At 72.3% G+C, this 26,207-nt stretch carries 25 protein-coding genes; 8 read left to right on the top strand and 17 right to left on the bottom strand.

The genetic code is table 11. The features are described from left to right. The first annotated feature begins 82 nt into the window (after nucleotides 1-82). On the top strand, nucleotides 83-478 hold the full coding sequence (locus tag BN39_RS12100) for a membrane protein (RefSeq protein WP_019202669.1): 396 nt from the start codon (nucleotides 83-85) through the stop codon (nucleotides 476-478). On the opposite strand, the gene BN39_RS12095 is transcribed toward BN39_RS12100, so the two are convergent. Together BN39_RS12095 and BN39_RS12090 are read right to left on the bottom strand one after the other, a co-directional pair. Continuing rightward, nucleotides 479-3,862 carry an ATP-dependent DNA helicase gene (locus BN39_RS12095; protein WP_081586014.1) on the bottom strand — a complete coding sequence of 1,128 codons (3,384 nt, stop codon included), beginning with the start codon at nucleotides 3,860-3,862 and terminating at the stop codon, nucleotides 479-481. It abuts the gene before it with no gap. After that, entirely contained in the window at nucleotides 3,855-7,157 is a 3,303-nt protein-coding gene (locus BN39_RS12090) for an ATP-dependent DNA helicase (protein ID WP_019202667.1), read from the bottom strand. Before BN39_RS12090 ends, BN39_RS12095 begins: the two co-directional genes overlap by 8 nt. Before the next feature lie 88 nt (nucleotides 7,158-7,245). Between BN39_RS12090 and BN39_RS12085 the strand changes: the two genes are divergently transcribed. After that, nucleotides 7,246-8,016, top strand: coding sequence for an alpha/beta hydrolase (locus tag BN39_RS12085; protein WP_019202666.1), 771 nt, complete (start codon nucleotides 7,246-7,248; stop codon nucleotides 8,014-8,016). A 5-nt stretch (nucleotides 8,017-8,021) separates the two neighbouring features. Beyond that, nucleotides 8,022-8,312 (top strand): MGMT family protein, encoded by a 291-nt coding sequence (locus tag BN39_RS12080; protein WP_019202665.1) that lies wholly within the window; start codon nucleotides 8,022-8,024, stop codon nucleotides 8,310-8,312. On the opposite strand, the gene BN39_RS23690 is transcribed toward BN39_RS12080, so the two are convergent. From BN39_RS23690 to BN39_RS12065, 3 genes are read right to left on the bottom strand one after another with little or no spacing between them, the layout of a single operon-like run. Further along, a complete protein-coding gene (locus BN39_RS23690) occupies nucleotides 8,300-8,998 on the bottom strand; it encodes a sirohydrochlorin chelatase (protein WP_019202664.1) in 699 nt (232 codons plus the stop codon). The genes BN39_RS12080 and BN39_RS23690 overlap by 13 nt on opposite strands. Then, nucleotides 8,986-9,840 carry a TIGR02569 family protein gene (locus tag BN39_RS23685; protein WP_019202663.1) on the bottom strand — a complete coding sequence of 285 codons (855 nt, stop codon included), beginning with the start codon at nucleotides 9,838-9,840 and terminating at the stop codon, nucleotides 8,986-8,988. The genes BN39_RS23690 and BN39_RS23685 overlap by 13 nt, the downstream gene beginning before the upstream one ends. A 36-nt stretch (nucleotides 9,841-9,876) precedes the next feature. Continuing rightward, nucleotides 9,877-10,317, bottom strand: a complete 441-nt coding sequence (locus BN39_RS12065) for a nitroreductase/quinone reductase family protein (RefSeq protein ID WP_019202662.1) — start codon at nucleotides 10,315-10,317, stop codon at nucleotides 9,877-9,879. Nucleotides 10,318-10,355: 38 nt separating this feature from the next. On the opposite strand from BN39_RS12065, the gene BN39_RS12060 reads away from it, so the two are divergent. Both BN39_RS12060 and BN39_RS12055 read left to right on the top strand, forming a co-directional pair. Continuing rightward, nucleotides 10,356-10,982: a hypothetical protein gene (locus tag BN39_RS12060; RefSeq protein WP_148281475.1), complete on the top strand. Its 627-nt coding sequence runs from the start codon at nucleotides 10,356-10,358 to the stop codon at nucleotides 10,980-10,982. Nucleotides 10,983-11,083: 101 nt separating this feature from the next. Continuing rightward, nucleotides 11,084-12,610, top strand: coding sequence for an AMP-binding protein (locus tag BN39_RS12055; RefSeq protein ID WP_019202660.1), 1,527 nt, complete (start codon nucleotides 11,084-11,086; stop codon nucleotides 12,608-12,610). Here the strand turns inward: BN39_RS12055 and moeZ are convergent, their stop codons facing one another. The 3 genes from moeZ to BN39_RS12040 are packed head-to-tail and all read right to left on the bottom strand — an operon-like array spanning nucleotide 12,611 to nucleotide 15,890. Continuing rightward, nucleotides 12,611-13,792 carry an adenylyltransferase/sulfurtransferase MoeZ gene (gene moeZ / locus BN39_RS12050; protein WP_192814866.1) on the bottom strand — a complete coding sequence of 394 codons (1,182 nt, stop codon included), beginning with the start codon at nucleotides 13,790-13,792 and terminating at the stop codon, nucleotides 12,611-12,613. Nucleotides 13,793-13,843: 51 nt separating this feature from the next. Then, the gene (locus BN39_RS12045) at nucleotides 13,844-14,845 is read right to left on the bottom strand and encodes a DUF3152 domain-containing protein (protein ID WP_040767731.1); all 1,002 of its coding nucleotides are present in this window, start codon (nucleotides 14,843-14,845) and stop codon (nucleotides 13,844-13,846) included. A gap of 52 nt (nucleotides 14,846-14,897) precedes the next feature. Next, nucleotides 14,898-15,890 (bottom strand): alpha/beta fold hydrolase, encoded by a 993-nt coding sequence (locus BN39_RS12040; RefSeq protein ID WP_019202657.1) that lies wholly within the window; start codon nucleotides 15,888-15,890, stop codon nucleotides 14,898-14,900. Nucleotides 15,891-16,008: 118 nt separating this feature from the next. Here BN39_RS12040 and BN39_RS12035 point away from each other — a divergent pair, with 118 nt between their 5' ends. Then, the gene (locus tag BN39_RS12035) at nucleotides 16,009-16,680 is read left to right on the top strand and encodes a TetR/AcrR family transcriptional regulator (protein WP_019202656.1); all 672 of its coding nucleotides are present in this window, start codon (nucleotides 16,009-16,011) and stop codon (nucleotides 16,678-16,680) included. A gap of 35 nt (nucleotides 16,681-16,715) precedes the next feature. On the opposite strand, the gene BN39_RS12030 is transcribed toward BN39_RS12035, so the two are convergent. Together BN39_RS12030 and BN39_RS12025 are read right to left on the bottom strand one after the other, a co-directional pair. Continuing rightward, on the bottom strand, nucleotides 16,716-17,858 hold the full coding sequence (locus BN39_RS12030) for a DUF418 domain-containing protein (protein WP_040767726.1): 1,143 nt from the start codon (nucleotides 17,856-17,858) through the stop codon (nucleotides 16,716-16,718). 76 nt (nucleotides 17,859-17,934) lie between these two features. Continuing rightward, nucleotides 17,935-19,482, bottom strand: a complete 1,548-nt coding sequence (locus BN39_RS12025) for a DEAD/DEAH box helicase (protein ID WP_019202654.1) — start codon at nucleotides 19,480-19,482, stop codon at nucleotides 17,935-17,937. Nucleotides 19,483-19,747: 265 nt separating this feature from the next. On the opposite strand from BN39_RS12025, the gene BN39_RS12020 reads away from it, so the two are divergent. Beyond that, nucleotides 19,748-20,419, top strand: a complete 672-nt coding sequence (locus BN39_RS12020; protein ID WP_019202653.1) for a ferritin-like fold-containing protein — start codon at nucleotides 19,748-19,750, stop codon at nucleotides 20,417-20,419. A gap of 70 nt (nucleotides 20,420-20,489) precedes the next feature. Further along, nucleotides 20,490-20,717 (top strand): DUF3107 domain-containing protein, encoded by a 228-nt coding sequence (locus BN39_RS12015; protein WP_019202652.1) that lies wholly within the window; start codon nucleotides 20,490-20,492, stop codon nucleotides 20,715-20,717. On the opposite strand, the gene BN39_RS12010 is transcribed toward BN39_RS12015, so the two are convergent. The 7 genes from BN39_RS12010 to BN39_RS11980 all read right to left on the bottom strand — a co-directional run bounded on the left by BN39_RS12010 (nucleotide 20,714) and on the right by BN39_RS11980 (nucleotide 26,195). Then, complete coding sequence (locus BN39_RS12010) at nucleotides 20,714-21,403, bottom strand: response regulator (RefSeq protein ID WP_371190619.1); 690 nt, start codon at nucleotides 21,401-21,403, stop codon at nucleotides 20,714-20,716. The genes BN39_RS12015 and BN39_RS12010 overlap by 4 nt on opposite strands. After that, nucleotides 21,400-22,608, bottom strand: a complete 1,209-nt coding sequence (locus tag BN39_RS12005; protein WP_040766225.1) for a histidine kinase — start codon at nucleotides 22,606-22,608, stop codon at nucleotides 21,400-21,402. Before BN39_RS12005 ends, BN39_RS12010 begins: the two co-directional genes overlap by 4 nt. Nucleotides 22,609-22,692: 84 nt before the next feature. Continuing rightward, a complete protein-coding gene (locus BN39_RS12000; protein ID WP_019202649.1) occupies nucleotides 22,693-24,291 on the bottom strand; it encodes a thiamine pyrophosphate-binding protein in 1,599 nt (532 codons plus the stop codon). Further along, a complete protein-coding gene (locus tag BN39_RS11995) occupies nucleotides 24,288-24,731 on the bottom strand; it encodes a MaoC/PaaZ C-terminal domain-containing protein (protein ID WP_148281473.1) in 444 nt (147 codons plus the stop codon). Before BN39_RS11995 ends, BN39_RS12000 begins: the two co-directional genes overlap by 4 nt. After that, nucleotides 24,728-25,291, bottom strand: a complete 564-nt coding sequence (locus BN39_RS11990) for a GNAT family N-acetyltransferase (protein WP_148281472.1) — start codon at nucleotides 25,289-25,291, stop codon at nucleotides 24,728-24,730. The genes BN39_RS11995 and BN39_RS11990 overlap by 4 nt, the downstream gene beginning before the upstream one ends. Nucleotides 25,292-25,317: 26 nt before the next feature. Then, the gene (locus BN39_RS11985; protein WP_019202646.1) at nucleotides 25,318-25,899 is read right to left on the bottom strand and encodes a hypothetical protein; all 582 of its coding nucleotides are present in this window, start codon (nucleotides 25,897-25,899) and stop codon (nucleotides 25,318-25,320) included. Nucleotides 25,900-25,907: 8 nt separating this feature from the next. Next, nucleotides 25,908-26,195, bottom strand: coding sequence for an acyl carrier protein (locus BN39_RS11980; RefSeq protein WP_019202645.1), 288 nt, complete (start codon nucleotides 26,193-26,195; stop codon nucleotides 25,908-25,910). Nucleotides 26,196-26,207 lie beyond the last annotated feature (12 nt).

Genomic DNA, 26,207 nt, shown 5'->3' with positions numbered 1-26,207 from the left:
TTCCTTTGCACAGCGGCTTTGCAGTACATGTCCGGTCTAGCACGTCTGCCGGAACCGACGAGCAATCTGCCACAATCGGTGCATGGTGTCCACCACTGACGGCCCCCGCCGCTCCGACAAGGCCGCGCGCGGCATGGCCCTCTCGCTGGCGGGCATGGGCGTCGCGCACTTCGTCGCCCCCAAGCCGTTCGACTCGATCGTCCCGCCGAACCTGCCGCTGGGGCTCACGCCGCGCCGCGCGACGCAGCTGTCCGGCGTCGCAGAGCTGACCACGGCCGGCCTGCTCGCGGTGCCGCGCACCCGCCGGCTGGGCGGCGTGGCCGCCGTCGCGCTGTTCGCCGCGGTGTTCCCGGCCAACGTCTACATGGCGCAGCAGTGGTCGGACAAGCCGCTCCCCCTGCGCCTGGGCGCGTACGCGCGGCTCCCGCTGCAGCTGCCGATGATCACGACCGCCGTGAAGATCGCCCGCGACAAGTGACTAGCCCTGCCCGGCGCTCGTGATCAGGAGCTCCAGGCCGTCCTGGTCGAGCAGGTCCGACGGCGCCACCGTCTCGCCGGAGCGCACGTAGAAGAACGCGGCGCGCACGTCCTCGACCGGGACGTCGCGCAGCCGGGCCCAGGCCAGACGGTACGCGGCCAGCTGTACCGCCGCGGCCCGCTCGTCGGTGGGTTCCGCGGGCCGCGCGCCGGTCTTCCAGTCGACGACGGTGAAGCCGCCGCCGGGGTCCCGGAACACCGCGTCCATCCGGCCGCGCACCACGGTGCCGGCGGCGGCGATCTCGAACGGCACCTCGATGTCGACGGGGGTGCGGGCGGCCCACTCGCTCGCCTCGAACCGCTGCTGCAGCAGCGCCAGGTTCTCGTCCGCGCCCGCGTCGCCGTCCGCCGCGCCGGGCAGCTCGTCGAGGTCCAGCAGACGTGACGCGCCGTACCGCCGCTCCAACCAGGCGTGGAAAGCGGTTCCCCTGCGCGCGTACGGGTTCGGCTTGAACGGAACGGGCCGACGCAGCCTGCGTGCGAAGGTCGACGGGCTGCGGCGCAGTTCCACGAGCTGGCTCACGGACACCTCGCGAGGCACGGCCACCTCGAGTTCCTGCGCCGCGTTCCGCGCCCGCTCGGCGAGCAGCGCGGTGACGTCGGCCGCCCAGCCGTGCGGATCGTCGGTCCCGGCAGCATCCGCGTCTGCACCGGAGTCCTCGCCCGCCGCGTCGCCCGACGGCAGGTCGGAGAGGGCCGCGAGCACCAGCTCGGCGCCACCGTCCACCGACGGCCGGTGCGCGGCGAGGAAGTCCCGCGGCCAGGCCGCCTGCACCGGATCGGCCTCGAGCGGGTTGGCCGCCTCGTCCGCCGGGGATTCGGCCCACTCGGTCACCGCATCGGGCGCGTGCTCGCGGGCGCGATCGAGGAAGCGGGACGGCGCCTTCGGCGTCTTGACGTCCTCGCTCCAGTAGTGCCCGGACAGCAGGAGCGTGCCCTGGGTGCGGGTGACGGCGACGTAGAACAGCCGCTCGTCCTCGTGCATGTTCATCGCCTTGAGCGCCTTCTTGTGCGCGTCGACCTCGTCCTCGAGCTCCTTGCGGTTGTTGCACCCCGCGAGGTCCAGGCGCGGCACGCCGTCGCTCTCCCCCGGCTCGGCCACGTCGCCGCGAAGGCCCGGCGGGAGCTCGGCGGGCGTCGAAAGCCATGTGGGCAGCGCGCGGTTCGACGGGAAGATGCCCTCGGAGAGGTGCGGCACCGCCACCACGTCCCATTCCAGGCCCTTCGCGGAGTGCACCGTGAGCACCTGCACGCGGTCCGTGGCCACCTCCACGTCGCCCGGCGTGAGGCCGCCCTCCACCTTCTCCGCGGCGGCGAGGAAGGCGAGGAGCCCCGGCAGCGAGGCCGCGGGGCGTTCGGCGTAGGAGACCACGACATCGGCGAACGCGTCGAGATGCTCACGCCCGGTCGCGCGGCCGCCCAGCTGCCGCGACGCCCGGATCCGGGTCTCGATGCTGACGCCGAGAACCCGCTCGGCCTCGGCGACGATCTCCGGCAACGGGTGACCGAGCCGCTCGCGGACGTGCCGCACCTCGCGGTCGAGGGAGCGGATCTTGGCGAATCCGGTCGCCGAGTAGCCGGACTCCGGCCCCGGGTCGGCGATCGCGTCGCCGAGGCCCGCGGCGTCGAGCAGTTCCGCGGGGAGCGTCGCGTCGAGCGCCGAATCCAGCTCGTCCGCGGAGGTGACGACGCCGGTCGCGGCGCGGCCGGTGCCGTGCGCGATCCGGCGGGCCCTGTCCCACAGCGCGCGCAGGTCCGCGGCACCGAGCTGCCACCGCGGCCCGGTGAGCAGGCGCATCGCCGCGGTGCCGGCGAGGGGCTCCACCGCCAGCCGCAGCAGCGAAACCACGTCCTGCACCTCCGGCGTGTGCAGCAGCCCGCCGAGGCCCACGACCTCGACGGGGACGCCCCGCTCGCTCAGCGCCGCGGCGATGCCGGCGGAATCGGCGTTGCGGCGCACCAGGATCGCGACCGTCGGCGGCTCCTCTCCCGATTCGAGACGCTCGCGCCACAGGCCGGCGATCGCCTCGGCCGCCCAGTTCCGCTCGTCGATCACGGTGGGGTGCAGGCTTATCCGAAGGTCGCCCGTGGGGGCGTCCGGCCTGGCCTTGAGCTCGGAGACGGGCACGCCGCGGCTGCGCAGGTCCTCCGAGACAGCGTTCGCCAGGCTCAGCGCCGACGTGGGATTGCGCCAGCTGGTGAGTAGTTCGCGGCGGGGCGCGGGCGGTCCGTCCGCCTGCGGGAAGTCGGTGGCGAACCGGGGCAGGTTGGCGGCGGAGGCCCCGCGCCAGCCGTAGATCGACTGGATCGGGTCCCCCACCGCGGTGACCGCGCCCGAGCCGGTGGTGCCGGCGCCGCCGGTCCCGGCTCCGCCGAACAGCGAGGCCAGCAGCATCCGCTGCGCGTGCCCGGTGTCCTGGTACTCGTCGAGCAGAACGGCGCCGAACCGTGCCCGTTCCAGTACCGCCACATCGGGATTCGCGAGTGCCAACTGTGCGGCCAGGCCCATCTGGCTGCCGAAGTCGAGCACCTCCCGGGCCCGCATCTCCGCCGCCACGGCCCGCACCAGCGGGATGAGGTTCCGCCGCTGCTCCTGGATCTCGGCGGCCTTGAGCAGGGCCGCGTTCGGGGTGGCGCGCTGCCGGGGGCCGGGCGGCAGCAGACCGATGAGGCGCTCCAGCTCGTCGTCGTCGGCCTCCAGCTGATCGGGGGTCACGAGGTGGTCCGCGAGCGCGCCGGACAGCCCCAGCACCTGTTCGGTGAGGGTGGCGGGGTTCTTGTCCGTCTCCAGCGCATCGTCCCATCCGGTGATCACGTCGTACGCGATCTGCCACCGTTCGGTCTCCGACACCAGGCGCACCGACGGCTCCACCGGCAGCAGCATGCCGTAGTCGCCCAGCAGCCGGCCGGCGTACGCGTGATACGTGCTGATCTCGGGCTCGACGGTGCGCAGCAGCCCGCGGAGCTCGCCGGACGGATCGATCCGGTCCACCACGGGTGCCCCGGCGAGGCGGGCCAGCCGCTTGCGCACGCGGATCATCAGCTGCTGCGCGGCTTTCCGGGTGAAGGTGAGGCCCAGAACCCGGTCGGGTGTGACGTACCTGTTGGCGATGAGCCAGACCACGCGGCCCGCCATCGTCTCGGTCTTGCCGGCCCCGGCGCCGGCCACCACGAGGCACGGGCCGAGCGGCGCCTCGATCACGGCGCGCTGCTCCTCGGTGGGCGCGAACGCCTGGCCCAGCTCGTGTGCCAGGTCGACCGCGGAGATGAGCGGCTCATGTGGGAATCCGCCCACGTCCCGCACATCGGGAATCTGCTCAGTCATCGACGACGCTCCTCCCCTTGTCCACGACGGGGCAGCAGGACGCGACGGCGCAGTACTGACAGGAGGCGTTGAGCGTGGCGGGGAACGCCGGTCCGCGGGTGCGCCGGGCCGCCTCGCGGATCACGCCGAGCCACTCGTCCACGTCTTCCGGCGAGAGGGCGTCCTGATCGCGGACCGTCGACCCGGTCTTGGTGTGTCCCTTGGCGACGTACACGAGCTTCCCGCCGCCGGGGGTCTCGGGAACACCACCGATCCCGCCGTGTGCGAGGGCCACCTGATAGGTGCGCAGCTGCGCCTGCGCCTGCCCGTCGGCCTGCGTGGGCACCGTACGTCCGGTCTTGACGTCCACCACGACGGCGCGGCCGAGCGGGTCGCGCTCGAGCCGGTCGATGCGCCCCCGGATCCGCACGTCGGGCTCGCCGCCCTCGCCCTCGATCACGGCGTCCACCGGTACCTCGACGCCCGCCTCGGTGAGATCGGTGCGGCTGCCGGAGAGCCAGGCCCGGAACGACTCCAGCATCTCCTCGGTGCGGGCCAGCTCGCGGCGGGCGAACCAGTCCGCCTCCAGGTCCACACGGTCCCAGACCTTCTCGAGCGATGCGGTGACGTCCTCCTTGGGGATCCGGCCCGCGACGGCCTGCACCAGGGTGTGCACGAGGTTGCCGGTGGCCTGCTTCGCCGAGTCCCCGTCGCTGCCGCCGAAGCGTTCCAGCACCCAGCGCAGCGCGCAGGCGGACAGGGACTCCACGTTCGACGGGGACAGCGCCACCGGTCCGTCCTCGGGCTGCCACAGCGGATCGTCCGTGCTCGCGCCGGCCAGGCCGTACCAACTGTCGGGGTGCGCGCCGGGCACCCGGTCGGCGGCGAGGCGGGCGAGCTGCCGCGCCGCGTGCGCGCGCTCCTCCTCGTCGCGCTCCGGATCGCACACCGCGGCCCGCAGCACGGCCACGAGGGTGCGCAGGTCCAGCGAGTATTCCGGCGCGGATTCGACGGCGGGAGTGTAGGTCTCGGGGTCCTCGTCGTCCGACGGGGCGACGCCCTGCAGGAACCGGGAGGGCACCAGGTCACCCTCTCCGTCGGCGGTGTCGACCGCGGTGAGCAACAGCCGGCGGCGGGCGCGCGAACACGCGACGAGCAGCAGCCGCCGCTCCTCCGCGAGCAGCGGCAGCGAGCGGGACACCGTGGGCAGGGCCGACGGGTCCATCCCGTCGAGCGCGTCCAGCAGCTCGTCGGTGCCGAGCAGGCCACCGCGCCGGCGCAGGTTGGGCCAGCGCCCCTCCTGCACTCCCGGCACGGCCACCACCTCCCATTCCCGGCCCACCGCGCTGTGGGCGGACAGCAGGGTGACGCCGGGGGTGGTCGGCTGATCCCTGCGGATCCCTGACCGCGGGATCTGCAGTTGCTCCAGATATTCCACGAACGCGGCCACGGAGGCCGTGGGCAGAGTGTCGGTGAAGTCCGCGGCGGCGTCGAACAGGCCCATCACCGCGTCCAGGTCGCGGTCCGCCTGATCGCCCAGGCTGCCGCCGCGCAGCGCGAGGGCGCCCCAGCGGGCGGCCAGGCCGGTGACGGCCCACGCGGCCCACAGCACCTCCTCGACGGTGCCGGTCTCGGCGGCGGTGCGGGCGGCGCGCACGGCGGCGAGCACCCGCTCCACGGGCTCGGCCTCCAACTCGGTGAGCGCCGACCGGTAGGGGGCGAACTCGGCGGCACCGGTGAGCACCGCGGTGAGGATCTCGGCGGAGCCGCGCTCGTCCGCCGGGTCCGCGCGGCGCACGGCCCGGCGCACGCGGCGCAGCGTGAGCGGGTCTCCCCCGCCGACAGGGCCGGACAGCAGGGCCACCGCCTCGGCGGGTTCCAGTCCCTCCGGCGCCTCGGCGGCGCGCAGCACCAGCAGGAGGGCGTTGACCGCGCGCTGCCGGGCGAGCGGCACGTCGTCCGTCGGGACGGTGACGGGGACGCCCGCGTACGCGAGGGCGCGGCGCAGGGGCGCGGCCGACGCGGAGACGGACCGCACCACGATCGCCATGTCCTCCCACGGCACGCCGCCCACGACGTGCTCGCGGCGGAGCAGCGCGGCGACGGCGTCCGCCTCCTTCGCCGGGGTGGAGAACAGCCGCACCGAGGCCGCGCCGGGCCGGGGCCGCTCCGGGGCGACGGCGCCGGACCGGTGCGGCAGCCGGGACGAGACCCGGTTCACGGCGTCCGCGATCTCGGCGCCGAACCGGAAGCTGCGCTCCAGCACGATGTCCCGCTCCTCGGTCACGTCGAGCTCCTGCAGGAACCGGGTGCTGGCGCCGCGGAACGCGTTGACCGCCTGATCCGGGTCCCCCGCGATCACGGTGAGCTCGGTCCCGGTGCCCAGCAGGCGGATCAGGGCCGAGGCGAGAGGGTCCAGGTTCTGCGCGTCGTCCACCAGCAGGAAGCGGATGCGCTCGCGCTGCTGGGCGAGCAGCGCGTCGTCCGTGGCGAGGGCCGTGACCGCCGCGTCGATGAGTTCGGCAGCGTCCACGGCGGGAGCCACGGCCTGCGGGCCGGCGAGGCCGACCGAACCGCGCAGCAGGGTGGTCTCCTGGTACTCGCGCATCGCCGCCGACGCCGCGAGCCACTCCCCGCGGTCGTACCGGCGGGCCAGCTGCTCGACGACGTCCGCATCGGCTCCGCGTTGCGCCGCCTGGGCGAACAAGTCGCGCAGCGCGCCTGCGAAACCGTTGGTGGACAGGGCCGGACGCAGCCGTTCGGGCCAGAACGCGCCGCCGTCCTCGAGGTGCCCACGCAGCAGCTCCCGCACCACCGCGTCCTGTTCGGACCCGGTGATCAGCCGCGGCGGCGGGCTCGACGTCTGCGCCGCCTGCAGCCGCAGCACCGCGAACGCCAGCGAGTGCACCGTGCGCACCAGCGGCTCCCCCGACGCGTGCACGCCGTCCTGCTCCCGGCCGGCGAGCACCCGGGCCGACAGCTCCCGCCGCAACGCCGACGCCGCCCGCTTGCCGCCCGTGAGCACCAGCACCGACTCCGGCTCGACGAAGGGGTCCGTGAGCTTGGCCACGGCGATGTCGATCAGGGCCGACGTCTTGCCCGTTCCCGGCCCGCCGCGGATCCGGTAGGGCGCCCAGCCGCCCACGTCGAGCGGCAGTGCCCCGCTCGACGGTGCCGCCAGCTCGGCGACCGGCCCGGCCCACTCCCGCGCGGGCGGCGGCTCGGGCGCCGAGTAGGAGAGGGTGAGCCGCGGGGCGGCCTGCGTCCCCGCGCGGCGGTGCCTGCGCGCACCGTCGGCCGTACCGCTACCGGACATCCGCACCCCCTTCCCCGGGTCAGGCCTCGATCTCATCACAGGCCACCGACAGTCCCGCGGAGGCGCCCGGCAGGGCACAATCGGGGGCATGCTCAACACCCACGTGTACGGGCCCGACGAACCCGGCGCGCCCACGGTGCTCGCGATCCACGGCGTCACCGGGCACGGCGCCCGCTGGCGCCGCCTCGCCGACGACGAGCTCCCAGGGGTCCGCGTGCTCGCGCCCGACCTGCGCGGCCACGCCCGGTCCACGTGGGAGCCCCCGTGGCACTTCGAGCAGCACGTCGCGGACCTGGTCACGGTCCTGGAGCGGCACGGGGTGACGGACGCCGCCCCGGTGCTGGTGATCGGCCACTCGCTGGGCGGCGCACTCGCCTGCCGCCTCGCGCACGCGCGGCCGGGGCTGGTGCGCGGCCTGCTGCTCGTCGATCCCGCGCAGGGCCTCGACCCCGAGATGTGCCTGACCATCGCCGATCAGACCATCGAGTTCTTCGACTTCACCTCGCCCGAGGAGGCGAAGCAGGACAAGAAGTCCGGCGCCTGGGAGCGGGTCCCGGACGAGGTGATCGACACCGAGATCGCCGAACACCTGGTGCGCCGTGACTCCGGCCGGTGGGAGTGGAACATCGGCTGCGCGGCGGTGACGGCGCTGTGGGGCGAACTGGCCCGGACGCCCGTCGGCGCGCCGGCCGGCGTACCGACGGTGCTGCTCCGGGCGGAGCGCGCGAACTTCGTCACCGAGGGCCAGCTCGCCGCGATGCCCGCAGGCACGGAGGTGGTGCCGGTGGACGCCGATCACATGGTGGCGCAGGAGATCCCGGCCGTGGTGGGCGAGCACGCGCGGCGAATGCTGGGCTGATCGGCGTGGCGAAGGTGACGGAGGAGCAGGTCGAGGCGGTGCGCGCCCTGATCGCGGCCATCCCTCCGGGGAACGTGCGGACGTACGGCGACATCGCCGGCGAGGTGGGACTGTCGTCGCCGCGGATCGTCGGCTGGGTGATGCGCACGGACGCCGCGGACCTGCCGTGGCACCGCGTGGTGCCCGCGAGCGGCCGGCCCGCGGAGCACATCCGCACCCGGCAGCTGGAGAACCTCCGCGCCGAGGGCGTGCTCGCCGACGACGGCCGGATCGACCTGCGGCGCTACCGGCTCTGAAGCTCCCGCTCGCCGGCGCGGAACCGCGCGGCCAGCAGGCCGATCACCTCCGGCGCGAGCCCCAGCGGCTGCGCCACCCCGTCGGCGTCCGCCCGCTGCAGGCGGGCGTGGAACAGCCCGTCGGCCAGCTGGTAGGCGGCCAGGAACAGCCGCCGGCCGCGGCGGTCCAACCTCGCGACGGCGTCCTCGACGACGGGCTCGCCCGCGGCGAGGAAACCCACGGGCACGGCCCCGCCGAGCCGGGAGGCGAGCATCGCCGCCATCGCTCGCACATCGGCGCGGGCGTGCGGGTCCGAGGAGCCCGTCGCGCCGAGCAGCACGGCGTCCCCGGGCCGCCACCCGGCCTCGCCGAGCCGGCGCAGCAGGCCGTCCACCAGGGCGGGGTCGGGCCCGAGCGGGTCGGTGATCGCGACGCGCGCGTGCCCGCTCGCCGCGACGTGCCGCGGCACGTCGGTGCGCACGTGGTAGCCGGCCGCGAGGAAGGCGGGCACGAGCACCGTCGGGCGGTCGTCCCCGGACAGGAGGTCCGACGGTGACGGGCCCAGGACGTCCACGAACGCCACGTCGAGCGGGCCGATCCGGGAGGCGACCGCATCCGCGAGGTCGCGGACCATCGCGACGCCGTGCGCGGAGCGGGTGCCGTGCGCGACGAGGATCCGGCGGGGCGGATCGGTCAGAGCAGCCACCGCGCCATCTCGGCGAGGTGCTCGAGACCGGGGAGGGCCTCCGCATCGGACTTCGGGTGCAGGGCGTGCACGGCGAGCCGGAAAATGAGGGCGCGGAGCACCATCTGCGGCCACTCCGGCAGGTCCTTCCAGCGGAGCAGGAGGCCGTCGTCGGCACCGCCCCAGACGAGGCCGTCCACCGCGACCACGGCGGCCGCCCAGGCCGCGGGCCGCCAGTAGGGCGTGAAATCGGTGAGTCCGGGCGCCGCGGCGCCGGCGAACAGGACGGCGCCGGAGAGGTCGCCGTGCACCAGCTGCGGCTCGGAGGTGGTCGGGGCGCGCAGGGCGGCGAGCTCGCCCACCAGCTCGACGGCGCGCTTGCGGTCCTCGCGGGTCTCGTCGAGCGCGCCGAGCTTGCGGGCCATCGCGAGCGGGTGCTCCTCCCACGCCGCGCGGTCGGCGAAACCGAAGTAGTCCACGTCGCTGTACGGCGCGACGGCCGGGGACAGCAGGAACCGCGGGCGCTCCAGCTTCCGGGTCACGTCGTGCAGCCGGTTGGCCATCGAGATCATCTCGTCGAACCGCGGCTCGAGGGACCCCGCGATGAAGGTGTCGGCGCGCCATCCGGACACCACGTACCGGCCGTCGGTGGCGCGGAACGGGCGTGCCAAGCGCATGCCGTCGACGTACAGGTCCTCACGGACCTTGGCGGACCACGCCGCGCGGGCGTGGTCCGCGATCAGGGACAGGACGACTTCCCCGCAACGCCATCCACCGTCCCAGTCCGCACCGAGCGCGATGGGCTCGATGCCGTCCAGACCGAAGGTTGCGAGGACGTGCGCGGGGGGTTCGACGGGGCTCACACCATGAAATCTACCTGCGCGATGGTTAAGGACGCGTCAGGCGCGGCCCGGTTCCACCAGGACGATGGGGATCAGCCGGTCCGTCTTCTCCTGGTAATCGGCGTACGGCGGGTACGCGGCGACGGCGCGCGTCCACCACTCCTCGCGCTCCGCACCGTGGATCTCGCGGACCGGGCCGGAGACCACGGTGCTGCCGTCCTGCACCTCGACCTCGTCGTTCTTGAGCATCGCCGAGAACCACACGGGGTTCTCCGGCGCGCCGCCCAGCGACGCGACGGCGGCGTACACGCCGTCCTTCTCCACCCGCATGAGCGGCCGGCGGAACAGCTTGCCCGACTTGGGGCCGCGGTATGTGAAGAGCACCACGGACATGCCCGCGACGGCCACGGAGGACGTGGTGCCGGTCTCATCGATCTTCGCGAGCTGGTCCGCGACCCAGCCCGTCTTCTCCTGCGCGTAATCGCCTTCGAGTGCCATGGCTCCAGGGTAGGTCGGATCCCTGGACAATGGAGACCGTGCAGTCGAACTCCCCGTCCCCCGCCGGGCGGCACGCGCCCGTCGTGACCGTCTCCGTCCAGTTCCCCGACCTGAGCGTCCGCGAGTTCGAGGAGGTGCGCGAGCGGCTCACCGCCGGGCGGCCCGGCCGCGCCGTCGTGCCGCACGAGGCGCACCGGTGGTACGCGGCGTCCTCGGATCCGGAGACGGTGCGGGCCCTCGTCGCGGGGCTGCAGGCCGCGGTCGCCGGGCGGAGGCTCTCGTTCGACGACGAGGAGGCGCTCGACGACCTGAGCCAGGAGTACGCCGACTGGCTGGAGGAGTCCGCGGAGGCCGACGACGCCGACCCCGGGCCGGTGGTGAGCTTCTCGGTGCACCTTCCCGCGCTCACCCACGAGGAGTTCGCGGAGCTGTTGTCCACGTTCCGCGCGGTGCACTCGCGGCGGATCGTGCTGGGCGAACAGCGCGGCGACAGCCACCACGAGTTGTCCACACGGCAGCAGATCGAATCCCGCCTTCCGGGAATCCGGGCCGCCCTCGCGGGCGAGCCCGTGGGCACCGTCGACGCGCTCCCGCTCCTCGCGCTGCTGAACGACTACGCCTCCTGGCTGTCCCGGTTCGACGATGCGGGGCCGACGCCGGGATAGATGACGGATTCGTGGAGAGCCGGTTCCAGATCTTCGATACCGCTCGCGGATCCGCGCCGCGGCGATACGGTGACCGGACCGACAAGTAAGCGGAGGTTCTCTTGTATCCCGGTGCATTCGCTGACCTGACCCCCGGCAAACCCGCCGCCATCGACGCCTCGACGGGCGAGATCCTGACCTACGCGCGGCTGGACGAGCAGTCGACCCGCCTGGCGCACCACCTCGCGGGGCTGGGGCTGCGCCGCGGCGACACGATCGCGGTCGTGGCCGGCAACGACCTGCGGGTCTTCGTCGCCTACTTCGCGGCGATCCGCAGCGGGTTGTACGTGGCGGCCGTGAACTTCCACCTCACGCCCGGCGAGGTGAACTACATCCTCGACGACTGCGCGGCGAAGGCGGTGTTCGCGGGCGCCGATGTGGCGGAGGCGGTCTCGCGAGCCCGCGAGATCGCCGCGCTCGCCGCGCCCGGGCACGCGATCGCCTGGGGCGGCCCGATCGACGGCTTCGCCGCGTACGACGACGTGCTCGCGGCTGCGCCGTCGACGCGCCTGGCGGACCAGCCGCGCGGAACCGACATGCTGTACTCGTCCGGGACCACGGGGCGCCCCAAGGGGATCCGGATCCCGCTGCCCGAAGGGCAGGTGGACGAGGTGCCCGACGCCTACACCGCCATCTTCTCCCCCGCGTACGGCATGGACGAGGACACCGTGTACCTCTCCCCGGCGCCGCTGTACCACGCTGCGCCACTGCGGTTCTGCGGCGTCACCATGTCGGTGGGCGGCACCGTGATCATGATGCACCGGTTCGACGCCGAGGAGGCCCTCGCACTCATCGAGAAGTACCGCGTCACGCACAGTCAGTGGGTGCCCACGATGTTCGTCCGGATGCTGAAGCTGCCGGCGCGGTCCCGCGCGCACTACGACACGAGCAGCCTGCGCGTCGCGGTGCACGCGGCCGCCCCGTGCCCCGCCGAGGTCAAGCGGTCGATGATCGACTGGTGGGGCCCCGTCATCCACGAGTACTACGGCTCCACCGAGGGTGCGGGCGCCACGTTCATCGGCCCGCAGGAGGCGCTGGAGCGCCCCGGCTCCGTGGGTCGGGCCCAGGTGGGCATCGCCCGGATCTGCGGGGACGACGGTGCCGAGCTGCCCGCCGGCGAGGTGGGCACGATCTACTTCGAGCGCGACGAGATGCCGTTCCGGTACCACAACGCACCCGAGAAGACGAGCGCCGCACAGCATCCCGACCACGCCAACTGGGCGACGACCGGCGACGTGGGCTACCTCGACGAGGACGGGTACCTCTACCTCACGGACCGCAAAGACTTCGTGATCATCTCCGGCGGGGTAAACGTGTACCCGCAGGAGGCGGAGAGCGCCCTGATCATGCACCCCGCAGTCGCCGACGTCGCCGTCATCGGCGTCCCCGACGACGAACTCGGCGAGACCGCCCTGGCCTGCGTGCAACTCGCGCCGGGGACGGCCCCGTCGGACGAGCTCGCGCAGGAGCTCATCGCGTACGGGGGCCGCGACCTGGCCCGCTACAAGCTCCCCCGCGCGGTGCGGTTCGTGGACTCCCTGCCCCGGACGCCCACGGGGAAGCTGGTGAAGCGGCTGATCGAAGTGTGATCAGTAGACGGGCAGCGACGGATCCACCTGCCGCGCATAGGCGTTGATGCCGCCCTGCAGGTGCACGGCGTCGCGGTAGCCCGCGCCCTGCACGGCGGCGAGCACCTCGGCGGAGCGGATCCCCGTCTTGCAGTACAGGACCAGCTTCTTGTCCGGCGAGACCTGCCCCAGCCCCTCGCCGGATTCGAACGCGGACTTGGGGACCAGCTTCGCGCCGTCCAGGTGCACGATCTCCCACTCGACGGGCTCGCGCACGTCCACCAACTCGTAATCGACGCCCGCGGCGCCCAGGCCGGCGAGCTCCGCCGGGGTGATGGTGCTGCCCGCGGCGGCGCGCTCGGCCTCGTCGGACACGACACCGCAGAACTCCTCGTAATCGATGAGCTCCGTGACCTCCGGCGACTCCGGGTCCTTGCGGATCCGGATGGTGCGGTAGCTCATCTCCAGGGCGTCGTACACCATGAGGCGGCCCAGGAGGCTCTCGCCGATACCGGTGATCAGCTTGACCGCCTCGGTGCCCATGATCGACCCGATCGAGGCGCACAGGATGCCCAGGACGCCGCCCTCCGCGCACGAGGGAACCATCCCGGGCGGCGGCGCCACGGGGTACAGATCGCGGTAGTTCAGGCCCTGCTTCTCGCCGTCCGGCCCGTCGGGCGCGTCCTCCCAGAACACGGACGCCTGTCCCTCGAACCGGAAGATCGAGCCCCAGACGTAGGGCTTGTGCGCGAGCACCGCAGCGTCGTTGACCAGGTAGCGGGTGGCGAAGTTGTCGGTGCCGTCGAGGATCAGGTCGTACTGCTCGAACAACTGCACCGCGTTCTCCGGCTCCAGCCGCTCCGGGTGCAGGTTGACGGTGACCAGCGGGTTGATCTCGGCGATCGAGTCCCGTGCGCTCTCCCCCTTCGGGCGGCCCAGGTCGGACACGCCGTGGATCACCTGGCGCTGCAGGTTCGAGGCGTCCACCTCGTCGAACTCGACGATGCCGATGGTGCCCACGCCGGCGGCGGCCAGGTAGAGCAACGCCGGGCTGCCGAGACCGCCGGCGCCGATGACCAGGACCTTGGCGTTCTTCAGGCGCTTCTGCCCCTCGACGCCCATCTCCGGGATGATCAGGTGCCGCGAGTACCGCGCGACCTCGTCGCGGGTCAGATCGGCGGCGGGTTCGACGAGCGGTGGCAACGTACTCACGTGAGGTGGAACGACGGCGCCGCCCCACTCATTCCCGGGCCCCTAACGCAGGACCGGCGCCACCCACGCGTTCGGCCGGCACGTCAGGTCGTTGTCGAACCCGTCGGACTTGTCCAGGTTGAAGATGTCCCGGTTGTTCACGCCGAAGGTCTGCTGCATCATGATCGGCGCCAGGCCGCCGTTCGACGGGCACGGCACGTGCTGCGGGTAGCCGATGGCGTGCCCCACCTCGTGGTTGATGGCGTACTGCCGGTAGCCGGTGAGGTCGCCCTCGAAGGCGTTCGCGCCACGCGACCAGCGGGCCAGGTTGATCACCACGCGGCCGAACTCGCCGTTGTAGCAGGACGACTCCAGCTGGATCTGATAGCCGCACGCCGAGCGGGTGGTGATCGGGGAGGACAATGAGATGGTGAAGTCCGGCTTGGTGTCGCCGTCCACGCGGCGGAAGCCGATCGCCGGATCGTGGATCCAGCTCCGCGGGTCGCCGAGGGTCCGGTCGATCATCGTCGCGAAGGTCTGATCGCCGCCCAGCGCGCCCATGTCCACGCCGTCCTCGACGGCCACCTGGTAGGTGTACACGTGCTGCTTACCTTCGCCCACCTGTCCGGTGGCGCCGGGCACGACGTGCCAGATCCCCTGTCCCTTCTCGGTGAACGGGCCGCCGTTGGGCAGCATCCCGGCCTGCGGCACCGGGCCGGCCGCTCGTCGCGCGCCGACGATGGTCTTCTCCGGGTTCGGGTTGCGCGAGAGCGGGTTCTCCGTGACGGTGTCCGACGCCTTGTCCGCGCCGAACGGGTTCCCCCAGAACGTGAACACCAGCGCCAGGATCGTGAGCACGGCGAGCACCGGCACCGCGTAGGCGCGCCACCCGTAGGTGTTCAGGATCCGGGTCAGCGCACTCTGTTTCGGGTACTTGCGCTCGCGGGGCGGCCGGTTCCGCCCGTCCCCCGACGCGCCGCCGGACGGGTTGATCGGGTCCCACTCGGCCCGCAGCGGCGCACGCCCGTCAGGTCGGGGGCGCCTCGGGCTCGAAGGACTACTCACGTCGCCAACCATCCCATGTCCGGCCCCGGGACGACCGAATCGACACGCAGTATCACGAATCCGCCATCTCGATCAGGTCCCGCACGATCCGCGCCGTCTCGGCCGGGCGCTCCATCTGCGCCACGTGCCCCACGCCCTCGAACACGGTCAGCGTGCTGCCCCGGATGTGCCGCACCACCTTCGGCGCCACGCCGACGCTCACCAGCAGGTCACGCGCTCCCCAGATCACCGCGGTGGGCACCGAGACCGCCCGCGCCGCGGCCCAGTGCGACGCCCCCAGGTCCATGACCCAGCTGCGCACCAGCGCGTTGAAGCTGGCCGCCAGCGCATCGGGCGCCCACGCCATCGACGCCCGCGCCGCCGCCTGATCGACGGCCTGCCGCCGCCGCACAGGTCCCATCACTTCCGGGTCCACCAGGATCTCGCGGAACGTGGAATCGACCTGCCGCTCCGGATACGCGCTGCCGATCAGCCGGAACCCCGCGGGGCCGACGCCGGGGATCCGCACCAGGGACAGCGGCAGGAACTGCAGCCGGCGGACGCGGGGACGCAGGTCGGGGAACGCCGGCGAGATGAGGGTGAGGCTGCGCACCAGGTCCGGGCGCAGCATCGCGACCCGCACGGCGACGGCGCCGCCGAGCGAGTTCCCGATCAGGTGCACCCCGTCCGGACCGTTCGCCGTGCCGCCCGGTGCGCCGCCCGGCCGGCGGCGCACCGCGACCACCGTCTCCAGGTACGCGACCACCGTCTCGGCGAACGATTCGATGCCGTAGTCACCGTCCGCGGGAGGATCGGACAGCCCGAATCCGGGCAGGTCGAGGGCGTAGGACGCGACCGACGGGGCCAGCACCTGCCCGAGGTCGGTCCAGTTGATGGACGAGCCGCCCAGGCCGTGGATCATGACCGCGGTGGGCCTGCCGTCGGGCGGCGCCGTGGTGGCCGCGGCACCGTCGACGTGCCGGGCGAACACGCGCCGTCCGCGGAGCGAGAGGAACTCTCCCGGCCAGACGTCGCTCTCCCGATCCACCTGCGCGAGTGCCGCCACGCCGAAGAGCTTGCCAGAGCCCGACGCGCGGCGCGCACGACCCCGCGCGCGACACGGGAGTATTGTCGAACGGTCGAGGCCCGCGCCGTGGGCCTGAACGAACGATGAGGTGGAACACATGGCGGACCTGGGTGCGACGACGGCAGCGGGCGATCCCCGCGGCGCGGCGAACCCCGCACCGCGGAGGACCGCCCGGTTGCCGCGCAGCGCCCGGCGGATCCAGCTGCTGGAGGCCGCGAGCAGCGTGTTCGTGGACCTGGGCTATCACTCGGCGGGCATGGACGAGATCGCGGTACGCGCGGGCGTGAGCAAGCCGGTGCTCTACCAGCACTTCCCCGGCAAGCTCGAGCTGTACCTGGCCGTGCTCAACGCGCACGGCGAAGCCCTGGTCAAGGGCGTCGGTGAGGCGCTGAGCAGCTCCACCGACAACCACGTGCGCGTGATCGCGGCGGTGCGGGCGTTCTTCGACTTCGTCGACCGCGACAGCCAGGGCTACAAGCTGATCTTCGAGTCCGACGTGCTGGAGCCCGTCGTGCAGGAGCGCGTCGAGGGCGCGGTCGACGAGTGCATCGACGCCGTCTACGACCTGGTGTCCGAGGATTCCGGGCTGGACGCGCACCGCGCCCGGATCCTCGCCGTCGGCCTCGTGGGCGCCAGTCAGGTGAGCGCCCGCTACTGGCTCTACGCCGACCGCCCCATCCCCAAGGAGGACGCGGTGGCCACCACCGTGCAGCTGCTGTGGGGCGGCCTCAGCCACGTGCCCCTGCAGGCGGAGCGCCGCGCGCACTGACCCTCTCCCGACGGTCCGCGCTACGCACCGGCCCGTCAGGCGAAGCGGTGCATCATCATCTCGATCGGCCCGCGCGGGAAGCGCCGGGTCCACAGGGCGGACGCCGCGATCAGGCACGCCACCACCGCCGCGTACACCGCCGCCGTGAACAGCAGCCGGTGCTCGCCGCCGTACCGCGCGGCCAGGCCGAGCCCCCAGCCGTAGCAGAGCGCCGACGCGATGAGGTTCTGCAGGACGTAGCAGCTCAACGCCGTGGTCCCGATCCGGCTCATAGCCGAGCCCACCCGGCCGACCGGGCGCCGCTGGTAGAACTCCGCGATCACCCCGAGCAGCCCGAGCGCCACGACCGGCGCGACGACGTACCGGCCGACGAACACCGCCGGTCCGGCCATGTCGAGCGGCGCGCCCGCGATCCCCAGGGCCAGATCGATCGGCGCCGCGATCCCGCCCGCCAGCATCAGCCTGCGACGCAGCGAGGCACCGTCGTCCTCGAACAGACCGGACTGGAAAAGCCTTGCCCCCGTGAGGAACATCGCGATCGTCAGCGGGATCATGAAGATCGTCTCCGCGCGGAACAGCAGGGCGTGATCGATGCGGAACGCCACCAGGTCGAGGAACGAACCGTCCGCGTACGGGTTGAAGTCCCCGCGCGCGTCCGACGGGGTGGCCGTGCCGCCCGAGGGCAGCAGCATCCCGATCACCGCGAGCGCCACGACGGTCAGGTGGATCGCGACGGCACCGATCACCCACCGGTTGCGCACCCCGGGCCGCAGGATCAGCAGCGCCGACACCAGGAACGAGACGATCGCGTACCCCATGAGCACGTCGAACTCGGCGACCAGCAGGAAGTGCAGGAGGCCGTCGAGGAACAGCACCAGGGCTCGGCGCCAGTAGCGGCCTGGCCACGGGCGGTCGTGTCGCGCCGCGGAGGCCTGCTGGATCGCCAGGCCCACACCGAACATGAGGCTCAGCAGCCCCAGGAACTTGCCCTGAGCGAGGGTCTGCAGCACCCGGATGGGCAGCGATTCCGCGCCCACCGTGTCGAAGTAGCCGACCATGCCCGAGGGCTCGGTGAAGATCCACACGTTGGTGCCGAGGGTCCCCAGGATCGCGATCCCCCGGGCCACGTCCAGCGACGCGATGCGGCGCGACGGAGGCGCCGATGTGGTTGCGGTCATGCCGTTCACGGTCCCACCGCACACGAGGGCCCCGTAACCACCGATCGGTGATCACGGGGTCCGTCGTTCGGGGGACCTACTCGGCGGCGGTGCCGGCCGTGCCCTCGGCCTTCGACGCGCCGGAACGGCGGCGACGGCGACGCTTGCGCGGGGCGCCGCCCTCGCCGTCGGCGGCGGTCGACGGTGCGCCCTCGGACGCCGCCCTGTCGGCCTTCGGGGCCTGCGGCGCACCGTCGGCCTTCTGACCGCCCCGCGTCCGGGTCCGGGTGCGCGTGCGGGTGCTCTCGCGCTTCTCGCGCGGCTTGCGCTCGACGATCTCGCCCTCGGCGCGCTTGCGGACGCCGGGGAGGCGGCCCTTGACCTTCGGGTCGATGCCCAGGTCGGTGAACAGGTGCTCGCTGGAGCTGTAGGTCTCCGCCGGCTCCGGCTTGCCCAGGCCCAGCGCCTTGTCGATGAGCTCCCAGCGGTGCAGCTCGTCCCAGTCGACCAGGGTGACGGCGATGCCGGTCTTGCCCGCGCGGCCGGTGCGGCCGATGCGGTGCACGTAGGTCTTGTCGTCCTCCGGGCACTGGAAGTTGATGACGTGGGTGACGTCGTCGATGTCGATGCCGCGCGCCGCCACGTCGGTGGCCACGAGCACGTCGATCGAGCCGTCGCGGAACTTGCCCAGGGCCTTCTCGCGGGCCACCTGGCCGAGGTCGCCGTGCACGGCGCCGACCTTGAATCCGCGCTCGGCGAGGTCGTCGGCCACCTTCTGCGCGGTGCGCTTGGTGCGGGTGAAGATCATCGTGGCGCCGCGGCCCTCGGCCTGCAGGACCTTCGCCACCAGCTCGGCCTTGTCCAGCGCGTGCGCGCGGTACACGTACTGGGTGGTGCGCTCGTGCACGGCGGAATCGTCGTGGTGCTCGGCGCGCACGTGCGTGGGCCGGCGCAGGAAGGTGCGGGCCAGCGTGATGATCGGGCCCGGCATGGTGGCCGAGAACAGCATAGTCTGGCGGTCGGTGGGAACCATGCCGAGGACCTTCTCGATGTCCGGCAGGAAGCCCAGGTCGAGCATCTCGTCGGCCTCGTCGAGAACCAGGATCTGGATCTTGCCGAGAACCAGGTGCCCCTGGTTGGCCAGGTCCAGCAGGCGCCCCGGGGTGCCGACGACCACGTCGACGCCCTTCTGCAGCGCCTCGATCTGCGACTCGTAGGGACGGCCGCCGTAGATGGACGTGATCTTCAGGTCGCGCTCGCCCTTGGTGGTCTGCACCCGGACGCCGTCGGAGGCGCGCTCCAGATCCTCGGTGACCTGCACGCACAGCTCGCGGGTGGGCACGATGATCAGGGCGCGGGGCGTACCGTCGAGCGCCCGCAGGCCGTCCTCGCCCACCTCGGCCCGGGCCTGCGTGACGAGCCGGTTCAGCAGCGGGACGCCGAAACCGTAGGTCTTGCCCATGCCCGTGCGGGCCTGGCCGATGAGGTCGTTGCCGGCGAGCGCGAGCGGCAGCGTCAGCTCCTGGATGGCGAAGGTGCGCTCGATACCGCGCTTGCCGAGGGCGTCGACGATGGCCTGGTCGACGCCGAGCTCGGCGAACGACGGGGAGACGTGATCGTCGCCGATCACGTGCACGTCGGGCATGCCCGCTTCGGTGGCGGGCTCGGTGTGGATGTCGTTGTTCTGCGATGCGGTGGTGATGGGTTTCAGCCTTTCACTGGCGGCGAATGTGTCGCTTCTACTTCCTCGCGCGCACATATCGCGGCCAATGGAACGGCGGCCTGCTCGGCCGCTCATCGCCCTGTCGACGCCCCGATGGAGGGCGGAGTGCGCGCACAACATACCGGCGATCGAATCGATCGCACCCGACCATCGTACCCCGTCGCGCCGTCCCCACTAGCATGAGCGCATGAGCGATCAGCTGCAGGACCCGGGAACGACCGCCGAGCACCCCGGGGTCGCGGCGCTGTTCGCGGTCCTCGCCTACGGCGAACTCGCAGCCTTCGAACGGCTCGCGAGAGAGGCCGAGATGTCCCCCGACCTCCGCGGCCGGATCGCCATCGGTTCGATGGCCGCCGCCCAGATGCGGCACTTCGACGACCTCGCCGCCGAGCTCGCCGCCCGCGGCCTGGACGTGGTGGAGGCCACCGCACCGTTCGAGCCCGTCATTTCCCGCTACCACGCCCGCACCACGCCGCGGAACTGGAACGAGGCCCTGGTCAAGGCCTACATCGGCAACGGCCTCGCCGCCGACTTCTACAGCGAGGTGGCCCGCGCACTGCCCGCCGGGCCCGGCGCGGTGGTCAGCGAGGTGCTCTCCGACACCGAACGTTCCGGCTTCGTCGTGGACCGGATCCGTGAGGCGCTCGCGACCAATCCCGCGTTGCGGTCGCCGCTCACGCTGTGGGGCCGGCGGCTGCTGTCCGAGGCCATCACGCAGGCGCAGGAGGTGCTCGCCACCCGCGACGAGCTGGCCGCGCTCCTGTTCGAGGCCTCCGCCGACCTGCCGGGCGTGACGCAGTTCTTCGAATCTCTGCAGACCCGGCACGCCGAGCGGATGGCCACCCTCGGCCTCGGCTGACGGGCACCGCCCGGCTGCTGTCAGCAGAACCGGCGCGACCGCGGGCGGCCCGGGCGGATAACCTCGTGCCATGGAGATCAAGATCGGTATCGCGGACTCGAACCGCGAACTCGTGGTGCAGAGCAATGATTCGGCGGAGAACGTGCGCAAGGCCGTCACCGAGGCCCTCGCGGGCCGCAGCGAGATCCTCGAGCTGAACGACGAGAAGGGCAAGCAGTACCTCGTCCCGTTCACGCGCCTGGCGTACGTCGAGATCGGCACCGCCGACAGCCGCACCGTCGGTTTCGCCGCGGGTTAGGTCCGTCCCGCGTCCAGTTGGTGGACAACCCCGGTCTCATAGGCCCACACCACCACCTGGACGCGGTTCTTCACCCCGACCTTCCGGCATATGTTGCCCACATGGCTCTTGACGGTGCTGGCCTCGAGGTGCAGCGACTGAGCGATCTCGTCGTTCGACATCCCCTGCACCAGTAGACCGAGCACCTGCAGTTCGCGGTCGGACAGACCGGGGTCCGGCGCGTGGACCGCCGCGGAACCCTTTCCCGGCTTGCGGCGAGCGAACTCGGCGACCAGCCGCGGCGCGACCCTGGGTGAGACCGCGACTCCACCGCGGGCGACGTTGCGCACCGCGGCTACCAGTTCCTTCGGCTCACTGTCCTTGAGGATGAAGCCCGACGCACCGAGGTCGAGCGCCTCGAACAGGTACTCGTCCAGAGCGAATGTGGTCACGATGAGCACCCGCGGCGGGTCCGGCTCGGACAGGATCGCGCGGGACGCCCAGAACCCACTGCGCATGGGCATCCGCACATCCATCAGGACGACGTCCGGGCGGAGCCTGGTGGCAGCCTCGACCGCGACGACACCGTTGTGGGCGTGCCCCACCACGGTGATGCCCGGATCCGCGGAGAGGAAGAGCTCGAATCCCTGCCGCACCACCGGCTGATCGTCGGCGATGAGCACACGGATCAGATTGCGCACGGTCACGACGCCCCCGACCGCGACAGGGGAGCCCCCGACCACTCCGCCGCGCCACCGAACCGCGGAAGTTGTGCGCGCACCACCCAGTCACCGTCGTCGAACCCGGCCACTACGCGGCCACCGAGCAGGCTCGCCCGCTCGCGCATACCCGCGAGACCGAACCCGCGCCGCTCGGTCGACTTCCGCTGCCGCGGCACCCTGTTACGGACCTCGATCCGCACGTCGTCGGCGGTCCACACTCGCACGTCGACCGTCTCCCCGGGCGCGTGCCGGAGCGCGTTCGCCACCGATTCCTGAACGATCCGGTACGCGGTCAGGTGCGTGCCGCTGTCGATCTCCTCCAGAGCCGACTCGTCGACGTCGAAATGCAGCCTGACCGAGGGGAACGACGGCGCCACCTGCTCCACCAGCGCCGGAATCGCACAGATGGTGGGCTGCGGGTGAGGATCCTCTGCGTAGCGCAGGACTTCGACGATCTGCCGCAGACCGTCGAGCGAGCGCTGGCCCTGCGCGATCGCCCCCGAGAGAAGGTCTCGTGCGCGATCGCGGTCGGCGTCGTAGACGGCCTCCGCCGCTCGCGCCTGCACGAGCATGCCGGTCAGGTGGAACGCGGCGACATCATGCAGTTCTCGGGCCATCTCCCGGCGCTCGTCCTCAATCGAACGGGCGAGCCGCTCCTCGTACTCGTCCTGGGCGGAGCGCAGGGCCCGAACGCTGTGGTCGGCCACTTGGCGCCCTCGCGCGATGGTGATCCCGATCAGCAGGAACACTCCGAACATCACGATCGTGTTCGCGGCCACGTTCAGCGTGAGTCCCGACGGCGCGTCGCCCGGCATCGAGGCGCCGACCGCGATGCCGACGGCCACGCCGATCAGCGCCAGCACCAACAGTCTGCGGCCACGCACCTGCGACGCCAGGTTGACGATGGCGAGCCACCAGATGGGGGTGGCGCAGAATTCGGGGACTCCGGTGACGAAGACGAGCACCGCCATGAGCGCCGCGGACCCGAGGAAGGCCTCCTCCGGGTGACTGTTTCGTAGAGCTGACACCACGACCATCGCGGCGAGCACGAACAGAGCCGCCGACAGCCGCTCCGGAATCCGCAGGAACGGCATGTCGACGCCCATGGCGTGCTGAACGGCGGCCAGCGCCACCGAGCAGAACGCCGCGAATACCGGCGTCAGGGCGGCCTGGCCGACGTCACTGCGCATGATCGCCCTTCCCACCGCAGTGCTCATCACCCGGTGCCGCGGATGCACAACACTCACGCGTTCCCCCTGTCGGCAGCCGCCTGGTCATGACGGCCACGTACTCGGCGGGGGAAACGTCCGCCGGGCATCGAGGTGGACGCACAGTAGGGCGGGACCGGTCTCCCCCAGGATGTTCTCGATGGCGTCCGGCAGCTCCTCCGCGATCGTCACGTGCAACACCGGCGTTCCCGTCGCCGCCGCCAGCGCTGCCGCACCGCTCGGCACCCGGAAATCCACCAGTCGGTCTCGGCAGGCCCGAGTCGTCGACGGCCAGCCGAATCCCCCGTCGATCAGCTCGACGAACGCGATTGTCGCACGGTTCTCGATCGCCGTCGACAGTGTCGCGACGTTCATGCCGAACGCCCCGTCACCGCCGACGGCCAAGACCTTGCGCCCCGTCATCGCAGCACCCAGCCCCGCGCCGAGGCCGAAACCGAGCGCGGTCTGCTCGCCCGGAACCAGGGGACGCACACCACGCGGCAGCCGGAACACGGGCGCGTAGTAGCCCCACAGATCGGCGAGACCGTTCTCCTGCGCGAGCACCTCCACGTCCGAATCCGCCAGCCGCGTCCCGAGTACCCGGAAGAAGGCCGGAGCGGTGAGCGCCACGCTGCTCCGCTCGTCGGCATGAGTGGAGTGGGGCTGCAACCCATCCCAGGTATGGCGGTCCGGCGACGCCCCGGGGACGGCTCGCGCCACCGCGCGGACGAGGGCTGGGGCGTCAGCGACGACGGCGGTCGCCGGGTGAGCCCGCCCGATCATCCGCGGGTCGGTGTCGACCTGTGTGATCCGCGCAGCGGGGCCCGGTGTCCACCCCATCCGCGCGGTCTCCTCGAGTCTGCTTCCGACGACGAGGATCTCGTCCGCGGCCTCGAGCGCGGTGCGTGATTCAGGAGCGAGGTAGAGCCCCAGGAGCCCGGCGAAGCGGGGGTGCGACTCGGGGAAGACGCCGCGGCCGGAGGCGGTGGTGAGCACGACCGCACCGGTGCCGTCGGCGATCCGAGTCAGATCGTCCGGGTCCCCGCCGCGCGCACCACCCCCCAGCACGAGCACCGGCCGCTCCGCGTCGGCGAGCGTGTCGGCGATGTGCGCTGCTGTCTCCGGCGCGACCGCGGGCGGGATCTGCTCCTCCGGCTGGGGCGGCGGCGCCACCGCTGCACCGGTCGCCCCGGTTGCGCCGTCGACAACGACGTGAACGGGACCGCTCGCCGCGCGTGCCAAGCGATCGGCACGGCCCAGCGCCCAGTAGAGATCGGCCTCGTCGACAGCCCGGTGCACCCAGTGGAAAAGACCTGGACCGAGGTCCTGGACAGGGAAGTGCTGAAAGGCGCCGCGGCCCACTTCGGCGTGGCCGAGGGTCGCCGTGACCACCACCATCGGGACGCCGGCGCTGTACGCCTCGGAGACGCCGACGAGCGCGTTGAGCAGGTCCGGGCCACTGTGCGTACAGAGCACGGCCGGCGCTCCGGACACCATCGAAGCGCCCGCGGCGGCGAACGCGGCGGTGCGCTGGTCGCGACACGGCAGGACCGGAGCGCCGGCGAGGACCGCCGCGTCCAGCAGCCCGGGATCGTCGCCGGCCACTCCCGCGAACAGTCGCGACGAGCCGAGCAATTCGGCACAGCGGTCCCACACGGTGCTCATGCGCCGGCCGCCCGGTACCGGAGCCGGAGCGTGCCGGCCGCAGCGATCCGTCGCCGCTCGCCTACCAGCCACACCGTGACGTCGACGGCCACGTCCACCTCGTACCCCCGCTCCTCGACACGGCGCGGTCGCGCTTCCGCGGTCAGGACGGTCCCGGGCCGCACGGGGTGTGCGAAGGACAACCTGTCGACGCCGAGGTTGATCACCTCGACCTCCGGGTGCTTACCGGTGAAGGCCCGGACCTCGGCGAAGTCGTCGATCGAATCCGCGGCCAGGGGCGGGATCAGCGACGCCACGAGCATGCCGTGCGCGACGGTGCCGCCGGCCGCGGCGCGAGCCGCGCGGTCGACGTCGGTGTGGATCCATTGCCGATCGCCGGTGATCTCGGCGAACGCATCGATCATCGGCTGGGTCACGGTGACGGACTCCGGGGCGGTCATCGGGACCCCGCCGCGGCGCGCGCATCGCGCCACAGGCGATCGCTCAGCGGCGGCGGGCCGTACCCCGCCTCCTCGAACTCCGTGCGATTCATCGCTCCCAGAGCGAGAAGAGTGAGCCTTCCGCGGTCCACGATGGATGCCGCGCACAACGCCTCCGGCCGGATCTTCCCCGACGCCAGGATCAGGGCGGTGTTGAAGTTGTGCACGCCGGCCGCCATTGCGAAAGTCCGTGCGCCCTCGTGGTAGAAGACGTGTCGCATCACCGCTGTCATCGCGTCCATGCCGAGCCCCCTCCCCCAATCCTCCGGATCGGCGAGCACCACACCGAGCCCGAACCTTCCGGCGCCGGCCCACGCGAGGTCGTACACGCCGATCACGCGGCGGTCCGGATCGTCGCGCCGCAGGATCGCGCCCCCGACATGCCCGTCCGCCTGTTCGTCGGTCCAGGTGAACTGCTCGACGCCGGAGCCCGCGAACAGTGTGCGCGCATCGGCGTCGTGGACGGCGCGGACGAATTCATCGGCACCGTTGAGCCGGTGCGTGTTTCGGTCCGTTCCCACTGTCAGCTCCGTCCACATTCCGCGGATCACCCCGGCACCTCCGCTCCGTGCCGCCGCAGGTCCTCTCTGATCCGGTCGCGTAACCGGTCGACGATCCGGCGTTCGCGGGATGCGGCACCGCCGGAGCGGAACTCGTCCAGGTCGTCGCCCGTGATCGCGGCGATCACGCCCTCCCAGTGCCGGCCGCCGGCGTAGAACGCGTCCGAGAGCACCCCCTCGAAACGCACCCCCTCGGCCGCCAGCGCCCATTCGACGAACCGCTCGTTGTAGACCCCGAACACGAGGTCGATCCGCACCGTGTCGACGGAGGCGACGAGAAAGGCCGACACATCCCGCAGCGCGACGTCGAGGACCGCCGCGGTGATCGAGTCGTCGTCCGCGACCGCGACGGACAACCGGAAGTGCCCCGGGGTCTGCATACGCTCGGCGAGGACCACGGCCGCGTCTCCGTCCACCAGGAATGAGATGGCGGCGTCCGCCAGCATGGCGCGGGCGGCGTCCTCCTCGACCCATTGCGGGCCGCGAGAGGTCACCAGGGACCCCGGGTTCGCGACCAGCACGCGTACGGCGGCGGCCGCGGATGCGGTGTCGAGTACCGGGTTCACCATCGGCACGGTCAGGCCGCCGCGCGCTCACGCAGGAGTGCCCAGAACTGCGCGACGCTCTCCGCCTCGCGCACCCTGTCCTCCGGCAGCTCGACCGCGTAGCGGTTCTGCACTTGGAGCACCAGTTCGAGGATGCCGAGCGAGTCGAGTCCGAGATCGTCGACCAGCGAATCGTCGGGGCTCACGGAGACCTCGTCGGCGTCGAGGTCATTGATCCGCGCGACCTCTTCGGCCACCAGGCGACGGAACGCCTCCGCGTCCGCCGTGATGTCGGAGGTGGTGATGTGCGTGTCGGACATGGTGTTTCCTTT

Source organism: Tsukamurella sp. 1534 (genome assembly GCF_000312385.1).
Lineage (GTDB): Bacteria > Actinomycetota > Actinomycetes > Mycobacteriales > Mycobacteriaceae > Tsukamurella.
This window is presented reverse-complemented; position numbering and strand designations above follow the sequence as displayed.